This window comes from Ruminococcus callidus ATCC 27760 (assembly GCF_000468015.1).
Classification (GTDB): domain Bacteria; phylum Bacillota; class Clostridia; order Oscillospirales; family Ruminococcaceae; genus Ruminococcus_C; species Ruminococcus_C callidus.
In genome coordinates this window covers 1-15,466 of record NZ_KI260404.1, presented here as the reverse complement: position 1 = coordinate 15,466, position 15,466 = coordinate 1, and the positions used below count along the sequence as shown (strand labels likewise).

The 15,466-nt window shown below is 53.0% G+C and carries 16 protein-coding genes; 14 read left to right on the top strand and 2 right to left on the bottom strand.

Features of this window, described 5'->3' with window-relative positions:
* The first annotated feature begins 421 nt into the window (after positions 1-421).
* From RUMCAL_RS15065 to RUMCAL_RS07600, 10 genes are all read left to right on the top strand, one after another.
* Positions 422-577: an AgrD family cyclic lactone autoinducer peptide gene (locus RUMCAL_RS15065; RefSeq protein ID WP_117733584.1), complete on the top strand. Its 156-nt coding sequence runs from the start codon at positions 422-424 to the stop codon at positions 575-577.
* Positions 577-1,158, top strand: coding sequence for an accessory gene regulator B family protein (locus RUMCAL_RS07630; RefSeq protein ID WP_021682134.1), 582 nt, complete (start codon positions 577-579; stop codon positions 1,156-1,158). Before RUMCAL_RS15065 ends, RUMCAL_RS07630 begins: the two co-directional genes overlap by 1 nt.
* Before the next feature lie 348 nt (positions 1,159-1,506).
* A complete protein-coding gene (gene spoVM / locus RUMCAL_RS15495) occupies positions 1,507-1,602 on the top strand; it encodes a stage V sporulation protein SpoVM (RefSeq protein ID WP_117733587.1) in 96 nt (31 codons plus the stop codon).
* Between the two features lie 231 nt (positions 1,603-1,833).
* On the top strand, positions 1,834-2,148 hold the full coding sequence (locus RUMCAL_RS07625) for a hypothetical protein (protein ID WP_021682130.1): 315 nt from the start codon (positions 1,834-1,836) through the stop codon (positions 2,146-2,148).
* Positions 2,145-2,726, top strand: a complete 582-nt coding sequence (locus tag RUMCAL_RS07620; protein WP_021682129.1) for a zinc metalloprotease — start codon at positions 2,145-2,147, stop codon at positions 2,724-2,726. The genes RUMCAL_RS07625 and RUMCAL_RS07620 overlap by 4 nt, the downstream gene beginning before the upstream one ends.
* 242 nt (positions 2,727-2,968) lie before the next feature.
* On the top strand, positions 2,969-3,964 hold the full coding sequence (locus RUMCAL_RS07615) for a LacI family DNA-binding transcriptional regulator (protein ID WP_021682127.1): 996 nt from the start codon (positions 2,969-2,971) through the stop codon (positions 3,962-3,964).
* 510 nt (positions 3,965-4,474) lie between these two features.
* Complete coding sequence (locus RUMCAL_RS07610) at positions 4,475-5,890, top strand: PTS transporter subunit EIIC (RefSeq protein WP_051343727.1); 1,416 nt, start codon at positions 4,475-4,477, stop codon at positions 5,888-5,890.
* A 16-nt stretch (positions 5,891-5,906) separates the two neighbouring features.
* Positions 5,907-7,358, top strand: a complete 1,452-nt coding sequence (locus RUMCAL_RS07605; RefSeq protein WP_040647523.1) for a glycoside hydrolase family 32 protein — start codon at positions 5,907-5,909, stop codon at positions 7,356-7,358.
* Positions 7,359-7,373: 15 nt separating this feature from the next.
* Positions 7,374-7,529, top strand: coding sequence for a hypothetical protein (locus tag RUMCAL_RS15490; RefSeq protein WP_021682122.1), 156 nt, complete (start codon positions 7,374-7,376; stop codon positions 7,527-7,529).
* A gap of 24 nt (positions 7,530-7,553) precedes the next feature.
* Positions 7,554-8,048, top strand: a complete 495-nt coding sequence (locus tag RUMCAL_RS07600) for a PTS sugar transporter subunit IIA (protein WP_207636446.1) — start codon at positions 7,554-7,556, stop codon at positions 8,046-8,048.
* 275 nt (positions 8,049-8,323) lie between these two features.
* Here the strand turns inward: RUMCAL_RS07600 and spoIVA are convergent, their stop codons facing one another.
* Positions 8,324-9,799 (bottom strand): stage IV sporulation protein A, encoded by a 1,476-nt coding sequence (gene spoIVA / locus RUMCAL_RS07595; RefSeq protein WP_021682119.1) that lies wholly within the window; start codon positions 9,797-9,799, stop codon positions 8,324-8,326.
* A gap of 18 nt (positions 9,800-9,817) precedes the next feature.
* Entirely contained in the window at positions 9,818-11,374 is a 1,557-nt protein-coding gene (locus tag RUMCAL_RS14620) for a DUF3794 and LysM peptidoglycan-binding domain-containing protein (RefSeq protein ID WP_021682118.1), read from the bottom strand.
* Positions 11,375-11,694: 320 nt separating this feature from the next.
* Between RUMCAL_RS14620 and RUMCAL_RS07580 the strand changes: the two genes are divergently transcribed.
* The 4 genes from RUMCAL_RS07580 to RUMCAL_RS07565 are packed head-to-tail and all read left to right on the top strand — an operon-like array spanning position 11,695 to position 15,430.
* Positions 11,695-12,702 carry a sulfate ABC transporter substrate-binding protein gene (locus RUMCAL_RS07580; protein ID WP_021682116.1) on the top strand — a complete coding sequence of 336 codons (1,008 nt, stop codon included), beginning with the start codon at positions 11,695-11,697 and terminating at the stop codon, positions 12,700-12,702.
* Between the two features lie 9 nt (positions 12,703-12,711).
* Complete coding sequence (cysT, locus tag RUMCAL_RS07575) at positions 12,712-13,545, top strand: sulfate ABC transporter permease subunit CysT (protein WP_021682115.1); 834 nt, start codon at positions 12,712-12,714, stop codon at positions 13,543-13,545.
* Between the two features lie 2 nt (positions 13,546-13,547).
* Positions 13,548-14,372, top strand: a complete 825-nt coding sequence (gene cysW, locus RUMCAL_RS07570) for a sulfate ABC transporter permease subunit CysW (RefSeq protein ID WP_021682114.1) — start codon at positions 13,548-13,550, stop codon at positions 14,370-14,372.
* Positions 14,372-15,430, top strand: coding sequence for a sulfate/molybdate ABC transporter ATP-binding protein (locus RUMCAL_RS07565; protein WP_021682113.1), 1,059 nt, complete (start codon positions 14,372-14,374; stop codon positions 15,428-15,430). Before cysW ends, RUMCAL_RS07565 begins: the two co-directional genes overlap by 1 nt.
* Positions 15,431-15,466 lie beyond the last annotated feature (36 nt).

Below are 15,466 nucleotides of genomic sequence, written 5' to 3'. Positions count from 1 at the left end.
AATGCTCGTGAATACATCAAGTATTCACTCCGCCGCAATTTGTAAAAGTAACCAGTTGTTTCTTTTGTGAACAGCTGGTTATTTTTGTATCTTTTCGAAACCGCAACTGTTTTTGACGATTCAAATGCTATTTTTGACAATTTCTAAAAAGTGAAGAAAAAGTGTGCTATAATGATACACAAGGATTACAGGAAACGCAGGAGAATGATATTCTTCGGTTCTGCGATCCGCTTCTGAAATACCGAAGGGTGCGAAAAAACGGGAAAGGGGGAATGCTTTCTGCCGGAATGAAAGTCGCTTCTGAATCCGGCAGGAGCAGGAGGAGAAGTATCCAAAGGCATTTCAAACCACTTATACTATGGCGTATCACACGCCGCGGAATGTGTCGAAGATGACACCAACAGAAAGGAAAGGTTTCAAAATGAAAGCAAAAATGATGAATGTTTACGGTGTGTTTGCAGCAGCCTTTGCCGCAGCAGCAATGATGATGACCACGCTGGTGGCAAACTCCACCTGCATCTACTTCTCCTATCAGGACGAGCTGCCGGAGCGTGCAAGAAAGCTGCGGAAGTTCTGATGTTTGCGAAGCTGTCAGATACCATTGCACGTTCTTTTGTGGCACGCGGAACCATTTCAGAAGAACGTTTTTCCATATGCCGCTATGGGATCAAGCAACTGTTTTCCGTCTGTCTGAACCTGCTCACAACGCTTTGTATCGGCATGGTTTTCGGTCTGGTGTGGGAAAGTGTCTTGTTTACGGCGGCGTATATCCCGCTTCGCAGCTTTGCCGGCGGATTCCACGCGAAAACGCCGGTACGGTGCTACTGGTATTCGGCGGCAATGATCGCGATCGTGCTGGCACTGCTGCGGTTTGTGCCGTTTCCCCTGTGGACGGCGGTTCCGGTATATATGATTTCCAGCATACTGTTGTGGCTGCTTGCACCGGTGGAAACTTCGCATAAGCCTCTGGACGAGCTGGAACAGCGGGTGTACCGGCATCGTGCCCGTCTGATCTGGTGCGTGGAAAGTCTGGTCATGATCGGGTTATTTTTCCTGCAATTGGAGCAGGCAGGAAATTGTATTTTGCTGTCTATGGCAGCGTTAAGCGTGATGCTGGCGGCGGGAAAATTCCAGCTGCATCACACACATCAGGCATAAGGGAACACTGCATAAAAACAGAAAAACAAAAGAAAAACAAAAGAAAAACAAAAGAAAGAAACAAAACGAGTGAGAACCGATCCGTTTTCGCCGCGAAAAAAATATCCGGAGAGAAAAATATATCGGACTGCGGCATGCACTGCGTTTGGAGACAACAAAACACGCAAATGCGGAAAATCGGAATACATGAGGTGCAGCCTTGTACAGTGCTGCCGGAAAAGCGTTCGGAAGCCAGAAGTCTTCCGGACGCTTTTCTGCACCTTTTTTGGAAAAGTGAATATACTGGGGACAGAGGACACGGAATGTGTGCCTGTGACAAATTACATGTATGTTTGAAAGGAGTTTCATATGAAAATCGTTGTTGTCAAGAGCCCGAAGCTGTTGTCCAGTCTGTTTCGCATGATTTTCAGGATCCAGAAAGAAACGCCGGCGGAAGAACAGTAATTTTGCCTTAGACCTGTGAGCAGAAGCATGCTGACAGGTCTATTTTTCTGTCCTGCTTCATATGGTAGTAGCACAATATCGCCGCAAGTTTAGGGCAACACCGCACAAAGAGCGTCTGGCGACTTTGCACGCCATCTGCGTGCAGATTTTCCGTCATATTGCCAAAAAATCTGACAACGCACCTTACGCACAAGCTTTGTGCGGTGTTGCCTTAGGAAAAGGAGCAGGATCATGATGGAGGAAATGGAAAAGCATTCGGAACAGCAGCCCCATGAACCGGAAACCCAGCCGGCAGAGGTGCCGCTGCTGGAAACCATACATCTGTCGGACACGCCGGCACCTCGAAAGCCTCAGCATGCCGATGACATCGCCCTGACCCAGTGTATTCTCTGTCTGCTGCTGGTGCTCTGCGTGTTTGGGCTGCACTGGCTGAAACCGGAGTGGCAGATCATGCTGCTGGAACAGTACGCCGCAAAACGGGATGCACCGCCGGTGCTCTGGCTGGATCAGCTGCTCCGTGCCGTGCAGCAGTGGATCACCAAGTGATTTGCTGGCACTGGCGTGGGACGGTGTTCACCGTGGACTTCAGCTTCTTTGCCGTGGCGGCACTGGTGGCAGTCCGCGGTGGAGCCTTGTATTTTCTGCTGCTGTTTCTGGCGTGTCTGCTGCATGAACTGGGACATCTGGCAATGCTGCTGTTGTTTCACCGCCACGTGCAGACAGTTTCACTGTGCGGTGCCGGAGCGTTGTTTGTGCCGTCTGCTGCCTGCGGGGCATACTGGCAGGACATACTGGTTTCTCTTGCAGGTCCGGCAGTGAATCTGCTGCTGGGGACAGCGTTTTTGTGGGGAGATCGCGGTTCGGTTTCCGGTATGCTGCATCTGGGACTGGGCTTGTTCAACCTGCTGCCCTATGCCAGACTGGACGGCGGGGCAGTTTGCCGCAGTGTGCTTTCTGTCTGCGGCTGCCTGCCGGAACAGACCGAGCGGCTCCAGAATGGCATAGCAGTTCTGCTGACCGTACTGCTGGGGACAGTCTGCTGGCAGTTCCGGCTGCAAAATCTGCCTTTCTGTCTGATGTGTGTTTATTTGCTGTGGATACAGCTGTGGGAATCGTATGCTTAGGGCAACATTGCATTGGTTTTGTGCGGTGTTGCCTTAGAAACGTTTGCAACAATCCCAACCAAACGCGGTGAAATCGTCAAAAAACACAAAACTTTGGGGAAGTAATTATCAATAATCATGAAAATACAGATTTTACTTGCATTTTTTATGGTAATCTGTTACAATAAATGTGAGAATTATGATAGATGCAGTATACGTTCTCATAGGAAGATATACTGTTGGAACGAAAGGTGAGATTTGCAATGAATATCAGTATGATCGCACAGCTGGCGGAAGTATCTACGGCAACGGTGTCCCGCTATCTGAATAATGGATATGTCAGCGAACAGAAGCGGAAGCGGATTCAGGCGGTGATCGAACAGACCGGTTATACGCCCAGTTCCTCTGCCCAGACGCTCCGCACCGGCAGAAACAATCTGATCGGTGTTATTGTTCCGAAAATCAGCTCAGAATCCGTCAGCCGAATGGTGGACGGCATCACAGAGGTTGTCAACAATGCCGGTTATCAGGTGCTGCTGGCGAACACCGGAAACAACACGGAACGGGAAATGGAATATCTGAAAACGTTCCGGCTGAACAACGTAGACGGCGTGATCTTTATCGGAACGCTGATGACGAAAAAACACCTCGCCCTGATGAAATCCTATAAGAAGCCGATCGTTTTAATGGGACAGCAGGAATCCGATGTTTCCTGCGTATATTTTGACGACTACGGTGCCGCAAAGCTGGCGACCGACTGTCTGGTTCGCTGCGGCTGTCAGAATATTGTGCACCTCGGTGTGACCTTAAAGGACAAGGCTGCCGGACGTGCCAGAAGGGGCGGCTATCTGGATACGCTGGAAGCAAACCATATTGCTTTTCGGGAGGAACTGATCGCAGAGTGTGCTGGTTTCACCACACAGGACGGCAGTGATGCCATGGCGGCATTTCTGGAAAAGCAGATTCCTTTTGACGGCGTTTTCTGTGCTACAGATACCATTGCATTCGGAGCAATCGACGTGCTGCGGCGTGCAGGAATCCAGATTCCGGAACAGGTGAAACTGACAGCAGTCGGCAACAACCGCATGTCGGCAATCTATTCGCCCCACCTGACTTCTGTCAGTCTGTCCCACCGGACAGGCGGTCTGGAAGCCGGTGCCATTCTCATGGATATGATCCAGAACGACAATGATGCTGTTCGTACCGCACAGATGCAGTGCCGGCTGTACGAACGGGAAAGCACTGGTGCGGCGGAATAAATAGGGAAACGTGCGGTGCGGTGTTCGAAGCAGGATTTTGCCGGACTCTCCACCAGTTTTCTTGTGGCAACACCGCACAAAGAGCGTCTGGCGACTTTGCACGCCATCTGCTTGCAAATTTTCTCTCATATTTCACAAAAATGCTCGTGAATACATCAAGTATTCACTCCGCTTTTTGTTTCATCTGACGAAAAATTTGACGACGCATCTGTCGCACAATCTTTGTGCGGTATTGCCTTGTATATATGAAAACAATTTCATATATTCTATGTTCTGATACAAAAAGAATCCCTTAAATTTGGTGATTTTACATCTTTCCTTTTTCTTTTATTTCTGCTATAATAGAATCACATTAAGAAATCGATTTCACATTGATTCATGGAAATGTTTCTCGACAGCATTTGCAGAAATAGAACTGCCGCAAAACGGAAACCTGCGGCAGCTTGAAAGAAAAGGGAAAGATTTTTTTACAGCGATTCCCCGTTTCAAAAAATGACAGGAGATGATCTAATGAATTATCATGAAGCAGCGGTACAGGTGCTGGAAAAAATCGGCGGTAAGGAAAACCTGATTTCCGGTGCCCATTGTGCCACCCGTCTGCGATTGGTTGTCAAAGACGAAAAGAGCATTTGCAAAGAGGAGATCGAAGAAATTGAAGGCGTCAAGGGCGTATTTATCGCACAGGGACAGTTGCAGATCATTTTCGGCACCGGCGTTGTCAATCGGGTCTATGAGGAATTCGTAGCCGTTTCCGGCATTGAAACCGCCACAAAGGAAGATGTCAAGGCGGCAGCCGGACAGAAGATGAATCCGTTCAAGAAAGCGATCAAGGTGCTGGGGGATATTTTCGTACCGATCATTCCTGCAATCGTGGCAACCGGTTTGCTGATGGGCTTGCTGGAGGGCTTCAGTACCTTGTTTCCGGCAATGGCAAATTCGGATACCTATAAGATTTTCCACATGTTTTCCAACACTGCATTTACATTCCTGCCGATCCTGATCGCCACCAGTGCGGCAAAGGCATTTGGCGGCAATATGTTCCTGGGTTCTGTAATCGGCATGATTATGATCCACCCCGACCTGATGAATGCGTGGAGCGTGGCATCTGCGGTGGAAGCCGGCGAGGCAATCCCGAAGTTCTCCGTCTGGTTCGGACTGTATGATGTCAACGCGGTGGGCTATCAGGGACATGTCATTCCGGTAATCATTTCCGTATGGCTCATGTGCTTCTTGGAAAAGCGGCTGCATAAGATCGTGCCGGCATCAATAGATTTGTTTGTCACACCGCTGGTCAGCGTGGGCGTGTCCGGTTATCTGGCACTGACGGCTATCGGACCGGTATTCTCCCAGCTGGAAACATGGGTACTGGACGGCGTGCAGTGGCTGATCGCAGTGCCCTACGGCATCGGAGCATTCCTCATGGGCGGACTGTATTCCTCCACAGTTGTGGCTGGCGTACACCACATGTATACGATTATTGACTTGGGACAGCTTTCCCAGTACGGCGTGACACACTGGCTGCCGCTGGCATCGGCTGCCAATATGGCACAGGGTGCAGCTTGTCTGGCAGTGGGACTGAAAAGCCGCGGCAATCAGAAGATGCGGTCGCTGGCATTTCCGGCAGCTCTGTCCTGCATGATGGGCATCACCGAGCCGGCAATTTTCGGTGTCAACCTGCGGCATATCAAAGTGTTTATCTGCGGTTCCATCGGCGGAGCATGCGGTGCACTGATGACCTCGATTTTCCATTTGGGAGCAACGGCGACCGGCGTAACCGGTATCTTCGCCATTCTGCTGCACCTGAACCAGCCGGTTCAGTATATCGTTTCCATGCTGGTGGCAATGGGCGTGGCATTCCTGCTCACATGGATCTTTGGCTATAAGGCAGAAAAACCGGCAGCGGCAAAGACTGCATCGAATGCGTGAACGGAGGCAGAATCCTATGAGTACTGTTAGAACACAGAACCTGAAAAATGCTTGTCGGGCATTGGAACGGAGCACCGACCGGACTTCGACGTGGCGACCGGTGTTTCATCTGGCTCCCGTGACCGGTTGGCTGAACGACCCCAACGGGCTGTGCCAGATCGGAGAAACCCATCACATCTTTTTCCAGTATTCTCCCTTTGATGTCAAGCCGGGGCTGAACTACTGGGGACACTATACCACAGAAGATTTTATCCACTACCAGTACTGCGAACCGGCACTGTGCAGCGATGAAAAGTTCGACTGTCACGGCGTATACTCCGGTTCTGCACTGGGGCAGGACGGCACCATGTACCTGTTCTATACCGGAAACGTGCTCCGGCGGGACAGAGAGGACTACGACTATACCACTGCCGGCAGAGAACACAACACCATTCGGGCAGAGAGCGAGGACGGGCTGCACTTCACCAAAAAGACGGTGCTGCTGTACAACGAGGACTATCCGGCAGACCTGACCTGTCACGTCCGTGACCCGAAGGTCTGGAAAGACGGCGACAGCTTCGCAATGGTGCTGGGTGCCAGAAGAAAAGACGACGTAGGCGAAGTGCTGGTGTATCGTTCCGACGACCTGAAAGTGTGGACGCTGGCAAACCGCATCACCTCTCAGAAGCCCTTCGGGTACATGTGGGAATGTCCGGACTGCTTCGAATTGCAGGGGACCCGCTTCCTGTCCTTTTCTCCGCAGGGCGTGGCGGCAGAGGACTGGAAGTATCAGAACATCTACCAAAGCGGCTACTGCCGGCTGGAGGGTGACCTGTACGGGGAATACACCCTGTCTGCATTTGAGGAGTACGATCACGGGTTCGACTTCTACGCTCCGCAGACCTACACAGACCGGCAGGGACGGCGGATCCTGATCGGCTGGCTGGGTATGCCGGACAGCGACTACGGCTATCCGGAACGGGAATTCGGCTGGGCCAATCTGCTGACTATTCCGCGGGTGCTCCATGAGAAAAACGGCAGGATCCAACAGAAGCCGCTGCCGGAATTGCAGCAGCTTCGCAGTGCGGAACAGACTGTCGTTGTACAGCAGGAATTCTCGTGCAGGACCGCAGCCGCTTATGAGGCAGAGATTCGCCTGACCGCGGGAAAGTCCCTGCGGGTGCAGTTCGGCACAGACGGCGTGCTCACATGGGACGGCAGCTTCCTCACACTGGAATTCGGAGCAAGCGGCTGTAATCGCCCCATGCGGCAGGTACCGCTGGAACGGCTGGAACAGCTGCGGCTGTTTTGTGACACTTCTTCTGTAGAGATTTTTGCCAACGAGGGCGAAGCCGTGTTCACGTCCCGCTTCTATGCCGATGCAGAGCAGTCGAAGCTGACGGTACAAGCGGAGCAGGCAGAAGTACACCTTTGGGAAATGCAGCCGTTTTGCGTGGAAAATTTGTTTTCCGGCGGCAAGCAGGCGTGACAGGCGGGAATGCGTATGAAACAGGTATTGGCAATTGGAGAAGCACTCCGCCAGCGGCTGGTTGCCGGCTCCTGCCGTATACGGTTTTACTCCATGGGAAAAGGCGGTGCCATTGCATCATACTCCGACCGAGAAACATTTCTCGCGTGGAAACAGAACAGAAAGGATTGAGCAGTTATGGGAATGTTTGATTTTTTGAAAAAGAATAAAGCAGCAGCAGACCTGCCAGAGGCTCCGGCGAATACTTTGCTGGCAGTGCAGAACGGCAAGATCGTTCCGGTAGACACGCTGCCGGATCCGGTTTTCGCAGAAAAGGTACTGGGCGACGGCTATGCCATTGACCCGACCGACGGCAAGGTGCTGTCACCGGTTTCCGGAAAGATCGTAGACATACAGGATTCCCTGCACGCTTACGGCATTGAAACACCTGACGGGCTGGAAGTGCTGGTGCATATCGGCATCAATACGGTTTCCCTGAATGGTGCCGGCTTCCGGACGAAGCATAAGGTAGGCGATACCGTTCACGCCGGCGAATTGCTGGCAGAGGTGAACCTGAATCTGTTGGAACAGAACCAGCTGCCAAAGTTTACAGTTGTCCTGATCACCAACATGGATGCGGTGCATGTGATCCGTCCGAATTATACAGCTGCCGAAGCCGGAAAGACTGCGGCACTGACTTACGAGAAATAGGGCAATACCGCACAAAGATTGTGCGGCAGATGCGTCGTCAAATTTTCCGTCAGATGGAGCAAAAAGCAGAGTGAATACTTGATGTATTCACGAGCATTTTTGTGAAATATGACGGAAAATTTGCAAGCAGATGGCGTGCAAAGTCGCCAGACGCTCTTTGTGCGGTATTGCCATAGCTATTTTCAGTCCGAGAGGACTTTTCGATAACCCATTCCACAAAACGCAAAACGCCGGAACGTGTGTCAGAACCGTTCCGGCGTTTTGCTGTTTTACGATTACAAGATGAAGCAGATCAGACCGCTGCAGCCCTCGTTGATGATTCGCTGTAGTGTTTCCTGTAGCTTGAGCCGTGCGTCCATGGGCATTTTGGACAGCTTGTTGTGCAGTCCTTCGCCCACCAGCTCGTGGAGGGACTTGCCAAAGATGTTGGACGACCAGATCTTTGTAGGGTCCTCCTCAAAGCCCTCCAGCAGGTACATGACCAGTTCTTCGCTCTGGCGTTCCGTGCCCACAATGGGGCTGACAGTTGTGCGAATGTCGGCACGCATCATGTGAATGGACGGTGCCGAAGCACGGAGCCGCACGCCGTATCGTCCGCCCTGCTTGATGATCTCCGGTTCTTCCAGTGTCATTTCCTCCTGCTCCGGCATCACGATGCCATAGCCGGTGGCTTCTACCTCCCGCAGAGCCGGTTCGATTTTGGCGTATTCTTTTTGGATTCGGCTCAGCTCCAGCAGAATGGGCAGCAGGTCGCTTTCACCGTGAATGTCCAGACCGGTGGTTTCTCCCAGAATGCGGTAGAACAGCGATGCGTCCAGTTCCACTTCGGCACAGACGCTGCCGGTGCCCATGTCGATCTCCCGAATGGCTGCCCGCGTGACATAGGGGCAGGTGCTCACTGCCTCGGCGAAAAGAGCCGTATCCCGAATGGTGTGGATTTCTGCGGCAGCCTGCCGGATACAGGAAAAGACCGATTCCCGCAGCCAGTGGCTTTTTTCCAGCGAGGAGATCCAGCGTGGCATGCAGACGTTGATCTCCCGCACCGGAAACACCCGCAGCAGTTCTGTCAGGATCTGACAGATGTCGTTTTCATCCAGATCGGGACAGCTGACAGGCAGCACCGGTGCCTGATACTGCTGGGAGAGTTGTTCTGCCATTGCCTTGGCGGCGGCAGTGTGCGGATCCAGACAGTTCAGCAGGACGGCAAAGGGCTTTCCCAGTTCCTGCAACTCTGCAATGACACGCTGTTCGCACTCGGCATATTCCGCACGGGGCAGGTCGGTGATGCTGCCGTCAGTGGTGACTACCAGCCCGATGGTGGAGTGCTCTGCAATGACTTTCCGCGTGCCGACTTCTGCCGCCATGTTGAAAGGGACTTCCTGTTCAAACCACGGGGTATGTACCATACGCGGCTGTTCATTTTCGATGTAGCCTAGTGCACTGGGAATGATATATCCCACGCAGTCGATCATGCGTACCCGCATGCGGGCATTGTCCTCCAGCGTCAGTTCCACCGCATCTTCCGGAATGAACTTCGGTTCGGTGGTCATGATCGTTCTGCCGGCGGCGGACTGGGGGAGTTCGTCGGTGGCACGTTCCCGCCATGCTTCGTTGGAAATGTGGGGAATGACCAGCTGTTCCATGAACCGTTTGATGAACGTGGACTTTCCGGAACGCACGGGACCCACTACGCCAATGTAAATGTCACCGCCTGTGCGGCAGGCAATGTCCTGATAAATCGTGTTTGCCATATTCTGTACCTCCTGCCGTTACTGTACAATGGGAATAAAGAGCATGCCCGCAGCGGTAAGCTGTTCGTCTGTCAGGTCGTTTTCCTCCATGATCGCCCCGACGCTGGTGCGGCACCGCTTGGCAATGTCCCAGACGTTTTCGTGCTCTACTCCATAGTACAGCTTCAGGGCATAGTCGCCGTCCCGCACCAGTTTGTTTTCACCGTCCACCGTCAGACCGGACAGACAGGTGTGGCGGGCAGAGGGACGGAGGTATCCCCGCAGCAGCAGTGATGCCTGAATGGTGATCTTGCCGTCAGAAGCCAGATGATAGGTGCAGTCTGTGGGGAGCACCTCCGCCTGCAATACAGCATTGTCTACCGGCGTTTCCGAGTCGGTGTACACCTCGAACGCTTCCTCCTTTTCCAGCATCATGGGCATGCCGTCTGCATCACCGGCGAGGAGATTACAGCAGAGCATGCCGCTGATGCGAATGCGGTTGGTGTCGGAGAGCAGCTGCATGTTGATGTTTCGGACGTGGCAGTGCAGATCATAGATGCATTCCGGCACGGTGTCGGTGGGCTGGAGCGAGGCACTGCACGGCATCACCGCATGCACCGGCACCGGTGCCATGTCGATCTGGAGAGAAACCGTTTCCTGCTCACAGGGGTACAGCGTGGAAAAGGCATCAGTCACCAGCTGAATGGAAGCGGTTTTGATCGCTGTGCACCGCAGGCACAGTTCCAGTTCGCACTGCAAGCTGTCCATGCTGCCGTTTTTGCCGGTACAAGGCTTCAGGTCGCACCGTACCACCTGTGTGTCCACACTGCCGCGGTAGGTGTCGTCGATCTGCTCCATGTCCACGATCTGGCTGTAGGGGACAGTGAACTGCATCTGTTCCAGCCCGTTGGAACCGTCCTCCTGCTGCCATGTGTAGAGGAACTGCACCGTTGCTTCGCCCTTTGCCACCAGCTTGCCGGCGAGGATCGACTGCTCCTCGTGGTTCAGCCGGACGCTGCTCCGGACAATGCTGCGGATCGGCGGTTTGGACTGTCCCAGTTCCACATCTTCGTTGAGCAGGATATGCTTGGTGGCACGGCGTTTCTGTGCGGCGTATTCCACGGGAACTTTTCGCAGCTGTACGTGCATGCCGAAAACGTCCTCGATGACCTCCTGTTTCCGGTCGCCGGCAGCTCGAATCGAAACCGAAACGGCTCCGCGGACTTCCAGCCGGCGGGGACTGACGGCACGGCAGTTGGCATAGGTGGTGCGGGGACGGATCTGCACTTGCAGGTCCTCAGCAGGGCGGGGCAGTTCTACATTTCTGGTGAATGTCATCTGCTGTGCCACGCATTGCAGCAGCGTGCTCTCCGAACCGCAGTACAGCACGCGAATGTCTGCACGCAGTTCGTAGGTGATGCGGTCGGTTCCGGTAGTGGAATTGACAATGGTCGGCTGGATCTCACAGCCGATGATGCGAAAGATGTCCGGATCATAGTCCGGCAGTACGTAGTCCAGTTCAACACTTTGCTCCTGTACTTCGTCCAGAAGAATTTCAGTCACAGGGAGCATTTCCCGATTGATTTTCAGGTCCATATGGAACTCCTCCTTTTTTGCCGTCCGGCGGCGTTGGCTTGGGCAGCACCGTACAGATTCTGCTGCGGTGCTGCCTTTGCTTTATCCTATGCAGACAAGCGAGGGGATAGAACGGCATCGGACAGCTTTTTATATATAATGCCTATAAAATCGCTATGATTTCAGTTCTTTGCTTGTGCAATTCTACAAAACCGGAGAAATCCTATTGACAAATTACTAGTTTTGCAGTATGATATGTAACATACTAAACATATCAAAATGGTATGTATTATCGGAGAAGCGGGAAAAGCCCGATTCTCCGCAGGAAAGAAGGATGCTGTATGAAGATTCAGAAGTGCATCGGACTGCTGCTGGCGGCGGTTCTGGCAGGCGGGACATTTACCGGCTGCGGAGATCATAACACGGTGAGCATCGTCAATGTTTCCTATGACCCCACCAGAGAACTTTATACAGATTATAATACGATATTCGCGGAGCACTGGAAAGAGCAGACGGGACAGGACGTGGAAGTCATTCAGTCCCACGGCGGTTCCGGAAAGCAGGCTCTGGAGGTGGCAAACGGGCTGGAAGCTGATGTGGTCACGCTGGCGTTGGAATACGACATTGATTCCCTGGAAAAGGCGGGATTGATCGAGGACGGCTGGGTGGACGAGTTTCCGGACGACAGTGCTCCGTATACTTCGACCATTGTGTTCTTGGTGCGAAAGGACAATCCGAAGCACATTCAGGACTGGGACGATCTGGTGCGGGACGACGTAGATGTCATTACCCCGAATCCGAAAACCTCCGGCGGTGCAAGGTGGAATTACCTTGCCGCATGGGCATATGCCGACCGGAAATATAACGGCGACACCCAGCAGACGGAGGACTTCGTCAAGAAGATGTATCAGAATGTGCTGGTGCTGGACTCCGGTGCGAGAGGAGCTACGACCACCTTTGTGGAAAACGGACAGGGCGATGTGCTGGTGGCATGGGAAAATGAAGCGTATCTCTCCATGCGGGACAATCCGGAGGACTATGAGATCGTAAACCCCAGCATCAGCATTCTGGCACAGCCCTCTGTGGCAGTGGTAGATGACGTGGTGGACGACCGCGGTACACGCGATGTGGCGACCGAGTATTTGCAGTATCTGTATTCCGATGCGGCACAGCGAATCGCGGCAAAGCATTATTACCGACCGACCAATTCGGAAATTTTGAAAGAATATGCAGATGTATTTGACTTGAACATTGATCTGGTCAGCATTCAGGATTTCGGCGGCTGGGACGAGGCACAGAAGGTGCACTTCTCCGACGGCGGCATTTTCGATCAGATCTATGAAAAATAAGGAGCAGCTATGAAAAAAGGCAGTAAACGGGTGATTCCCGGATTTGGATTATCCTTGGGAGTGACACTTTCCGTTCTTAGTATCGTCGTGTTGATCCCGCTGGCATCGCTGGTGGTCTATACCGCAAAACTTAGCCCCGCGGAGTTCTGGGAAACTATTACCAGGCCCCGTGTGCTGGCAAGCTTTCGGGTGAGCCTGCTGACGGCGTTTGCCGCTTCTGCGATCAATGCGGTAATGGGCGTGATTCTGGCGTGGGTGCTGGTACGGTACCGGTTTCCCATGAAGCGGATGCTGAACGGCATGATCGAATTGCCGTTCGCCCTGCCGACAGCGGTTGCAGGCATTGCACTGACTTCCCTGACAGCAGACACCGGTCTGGTGGGAAAGTTTTTTGCACGGTTCGGCATTCAGATCGCCTACACTAGGGTAGGCATTACCGTGGCACTGGTATTTGTGGGGATTCCCTTTGTAGTCCGCACGGTGCAGCCGATTCTGGAAAAGCTGGATTCCACTTATGAAGAAGCGGCAGGGGTTCTGGGAGCCAGCCGGATCCGGATTTTCTGGCAGGTGATATTTCCGGAAATCCTGCCGGCAGCCCTGACCGGATTCGGTCTGGCATTCGGCAGATGTCTTGGAGAGTACGGCAGCGTGGTATTCATTGCCGGCAACCAGCCCTATGAAACTGAGATCACGCCGTTGATCATCATGTCGAAGTTGCAGGAATATGACTACACCAGTGCCACTTCCATTGCATTGGTAATGCTGGTCGCAGCGTTCCTGATCCTGTTCCTGACCAATCTGGTGCAGTCCAGAAGTTCGAAGATTCTGAAAGGAGGGCAGTGAGTATGCATGAAGAAACCGTTGGTTCGAAAATCGTCAAGTGGGTTCTGATCGGTGTCAGCGTGCTGTTTCTGGTCGTCATGCTGCTCCTGCCGCTGGCGACTGTCATTTCTGAGGCACTGCGGGACGGGTGGAAAACCTATCAGGCAGCTGTCACCGATAAATACACGGTAAAAGCTGTACTGCTGACGCTGGAAGCCACTGCCATTGCCGTAGGTGTGAACACGGTATTCGGCGTGTTTGCAGCACTGGCAGTCACCAAGTATCAGTTCCGCGGCAAGAAAGTGCTGACTACGCTGATCGATGTGCCGGTGACCATTTCTCCGATCATTGCCGGTCTGATCTTCCTGCTGACATTCGGCAGACAGAGCGTGATTTATCCGCTGCTGCATGATCTGGGGATCCATGTGGTGTTTGCGGTGCCGGGCATTGTGCTGGCAACGATTTTTGTAACATTCCCCTTTGTTTCCCGCGAACTGATTCCGGTGCTGGAATCGCAGGGGACAGATGAAGAAGAAGCGGCTGCCCTGATGGGTGCCAACGCGTGGACGATCTTCCGCAAGGTGACGTTTCCCCATATCAAGTGGGCGTTGCTGTACGGCGTGGTGCTGTGTGCAGCCAGAGCCATGGGCGAATTCGGTGCGGTTTCGGTATTGTCCGGACACCTGCGTGGCAGAACCAACACCCTGCCGCTGCACGTTGAAATTTTGTTCAATGAATTCCAGTATGTGCCGGCATTTGCGGCTTCGTCGATTCTGGTGCTTATGGCAATTGTGATTCTGGTGATTCGCAGTCTGATCGAACACCGCGGAGGAAAGAGGGATAGCTGATGTACGTAGAGTTAAATCATATTCAGAAACGATATGGCAATTATCAGGCTTCTGATGATGTCAGCTTCGGTATTGAAAAGGGAAAGCTGATCGGTCTGCTGGGGCCAAGCGGCAGCGGCAAAACCACCATTCTCCGCATGATCGCCGGTCTGGAACACCCCGACAGCGGTGAGATCCGCATTGACGGAAAAGTGGTCAATGACATTCCGGCGAGCAAGCGTGGCATTGGATTTGTGTTTCAGAACTACGCGTTGTTCCGGTACATGACTGTGTATGACAACATCGCCTTTGGCTTGAAGATTCAGAAAGTAGACCGGAAAACCATTGCCAGCCGTGTGATGGAACTGGTAGACCTGATCGGACTTCGGGGACTGGAGCGGCGGTATCCCAGCCAGCTTTCCGGCGGCCAGCGGCAGCGTGTGGCATTCGCCCGTGCTCTGGCACCAAATCCCCAGCTGCTGCTGCTGGACGAACCCTTTGCGGCGATCGATGCCAAGGTGCGGCAGGAACTCCGCAGCTGGCTGAAGGAAATGATCAGCAAGCTGGGCGTGACCAGCATTTTCGTAACCCATGACCAAGACGAAGCCATTGAGGTGGCGGACGAGATCATCATCACCAACCGCGGACACATTGAACAGATGGGAACGCCCATTGAGATCTACCGTCACCCGCAGACTGCGTTTACAGCATCGTTCTTCGGGCAGACCTCCGTGTTGGCAGACTATCAGAAGTACCACACATTCCAGCGTATGGACGGTGTGGAAAAGGCGATTGTCCGTCCGGAATTCCTGAAGATCACCCGCAAGAACGAGGTGCAGAAGTATGGCAGTTCCGCTTCCAAGGGTGTGGTGGAACGGACTTCGTTCCGCGGCGACTGGATCGAGTTGGCGGTGCGTGTCCACGGAGATCTGCTGATCGCCAAGCGGGACTTGGAGGAAGAACCCATTACGGTAGGAGAAACCGTAGATGTGTTCCTCTACCGGCTGTTTGTCATTGCAGGAGAAAAATGTTACCTGCTGGAAAACCAGTCCTTACAGGACGATTCCGTATTCATTTAAACTTGGGCAACACCGCACAAAGCTTGTGCGTAAGGT

Bases quoted from the DNA above. Each gene is read 5' to 3' on its own strand.
- RUMCAL_RS15065 (WP_117733584.1), top strand. From the start codon at position 422: ATGAAAGCAAAAATGATGAATGTTTACGGTGTGTTTGCAGCAGCCTTT.
- RUMCAL_RS07630 (WP_021682134.1), top strand. From the start codon at position 577: ATGTTTGCGAAGCTGTCAGATACCATTGCACGTTCTTTTGTGGCACGC.
- spoVM (WP_117733587.1), top strand. From the start codon at position 1,507: ATGAAAATCGTTGTTGTCAAGAGCCCGAAGCTGTTGTCCAGTCTGTTT.
- RUMCAL_RS07625 (WP_021682130.1), top strand. From the start codon at position 1,834: ATGATGGAGGAAATGGAAAAGCATTCGGAACAGCAGCCCCATGAACCG.
- RUMCAL_RS07615 (WP_021682127.1), top strand. From the start codon at position 2,969: ATGAATATCAGTATGATCGCACAGCTGGCGGAAGTATCTACGGCAACG.
- RUMCAL_RS07610 (WP_051343727.1), top strand. From the start codon at position 4,475: ATGAATTATCATGAAGCAGCGGTACAGGTGCTGGAAAAAATCGGCGGT.
- RUMCAL_RS07605 (WP_040647523.1), top strand. From the start codon at position 5,907: ATGAGTACTGTTAGAACACAGAACCTGAAAAATGCTTGTCGGGCATTG.
- RUMCAL_RS15490 (WP_021682122.1), top strand. From the start codon at position 7,374: ATGAAACAGGTATTGGCAATTGGAGAAGCACTCCGCCAGCGGCTGGTT.
- spoIVA (WP_021682119.1), bottom strand. From the start codon at position 9,799: ATGGCAAACACGATTTATCAGGACATTGCCTGCCGCACAGGCGGTGAC.
- RUMCAL_RS14620 (WP_021682118.1), bottom strand. From the start codon at position 11,374: ATGGACCTGAAAATCAATCGGGAAATGCTCCCTGTGACTGAAATTCTT.
- RUMCAL_RS07580 (WP_021682116.1), top strand. From the start codon at position 11,695: ATGAAGATTCAGAAGTGCATCGGACTGCTGCTGGCGGCGGTTCTGGCA.
- cysT (WP_021682115.1), top strand. From the start codon at position 12,712: ATGAAAAAAGGCAGTAAACGGGTGATTCCCGGATTTGGATTATCCTTG.
- cysW (WP_021682114.1), top strand. From the start codon at position 13,548: ATGCATGAAGAAACCGTTGGTTCGAAAATCGTCAAGTGGGTTCTGATC.
- RUMCAL_RS07565 (WP_021682113.1), top strand. From the start codon at position 14,372: ATGTACGTAGAGTTAAATCATATTCAGAAACGATATGGCAATTATCAG.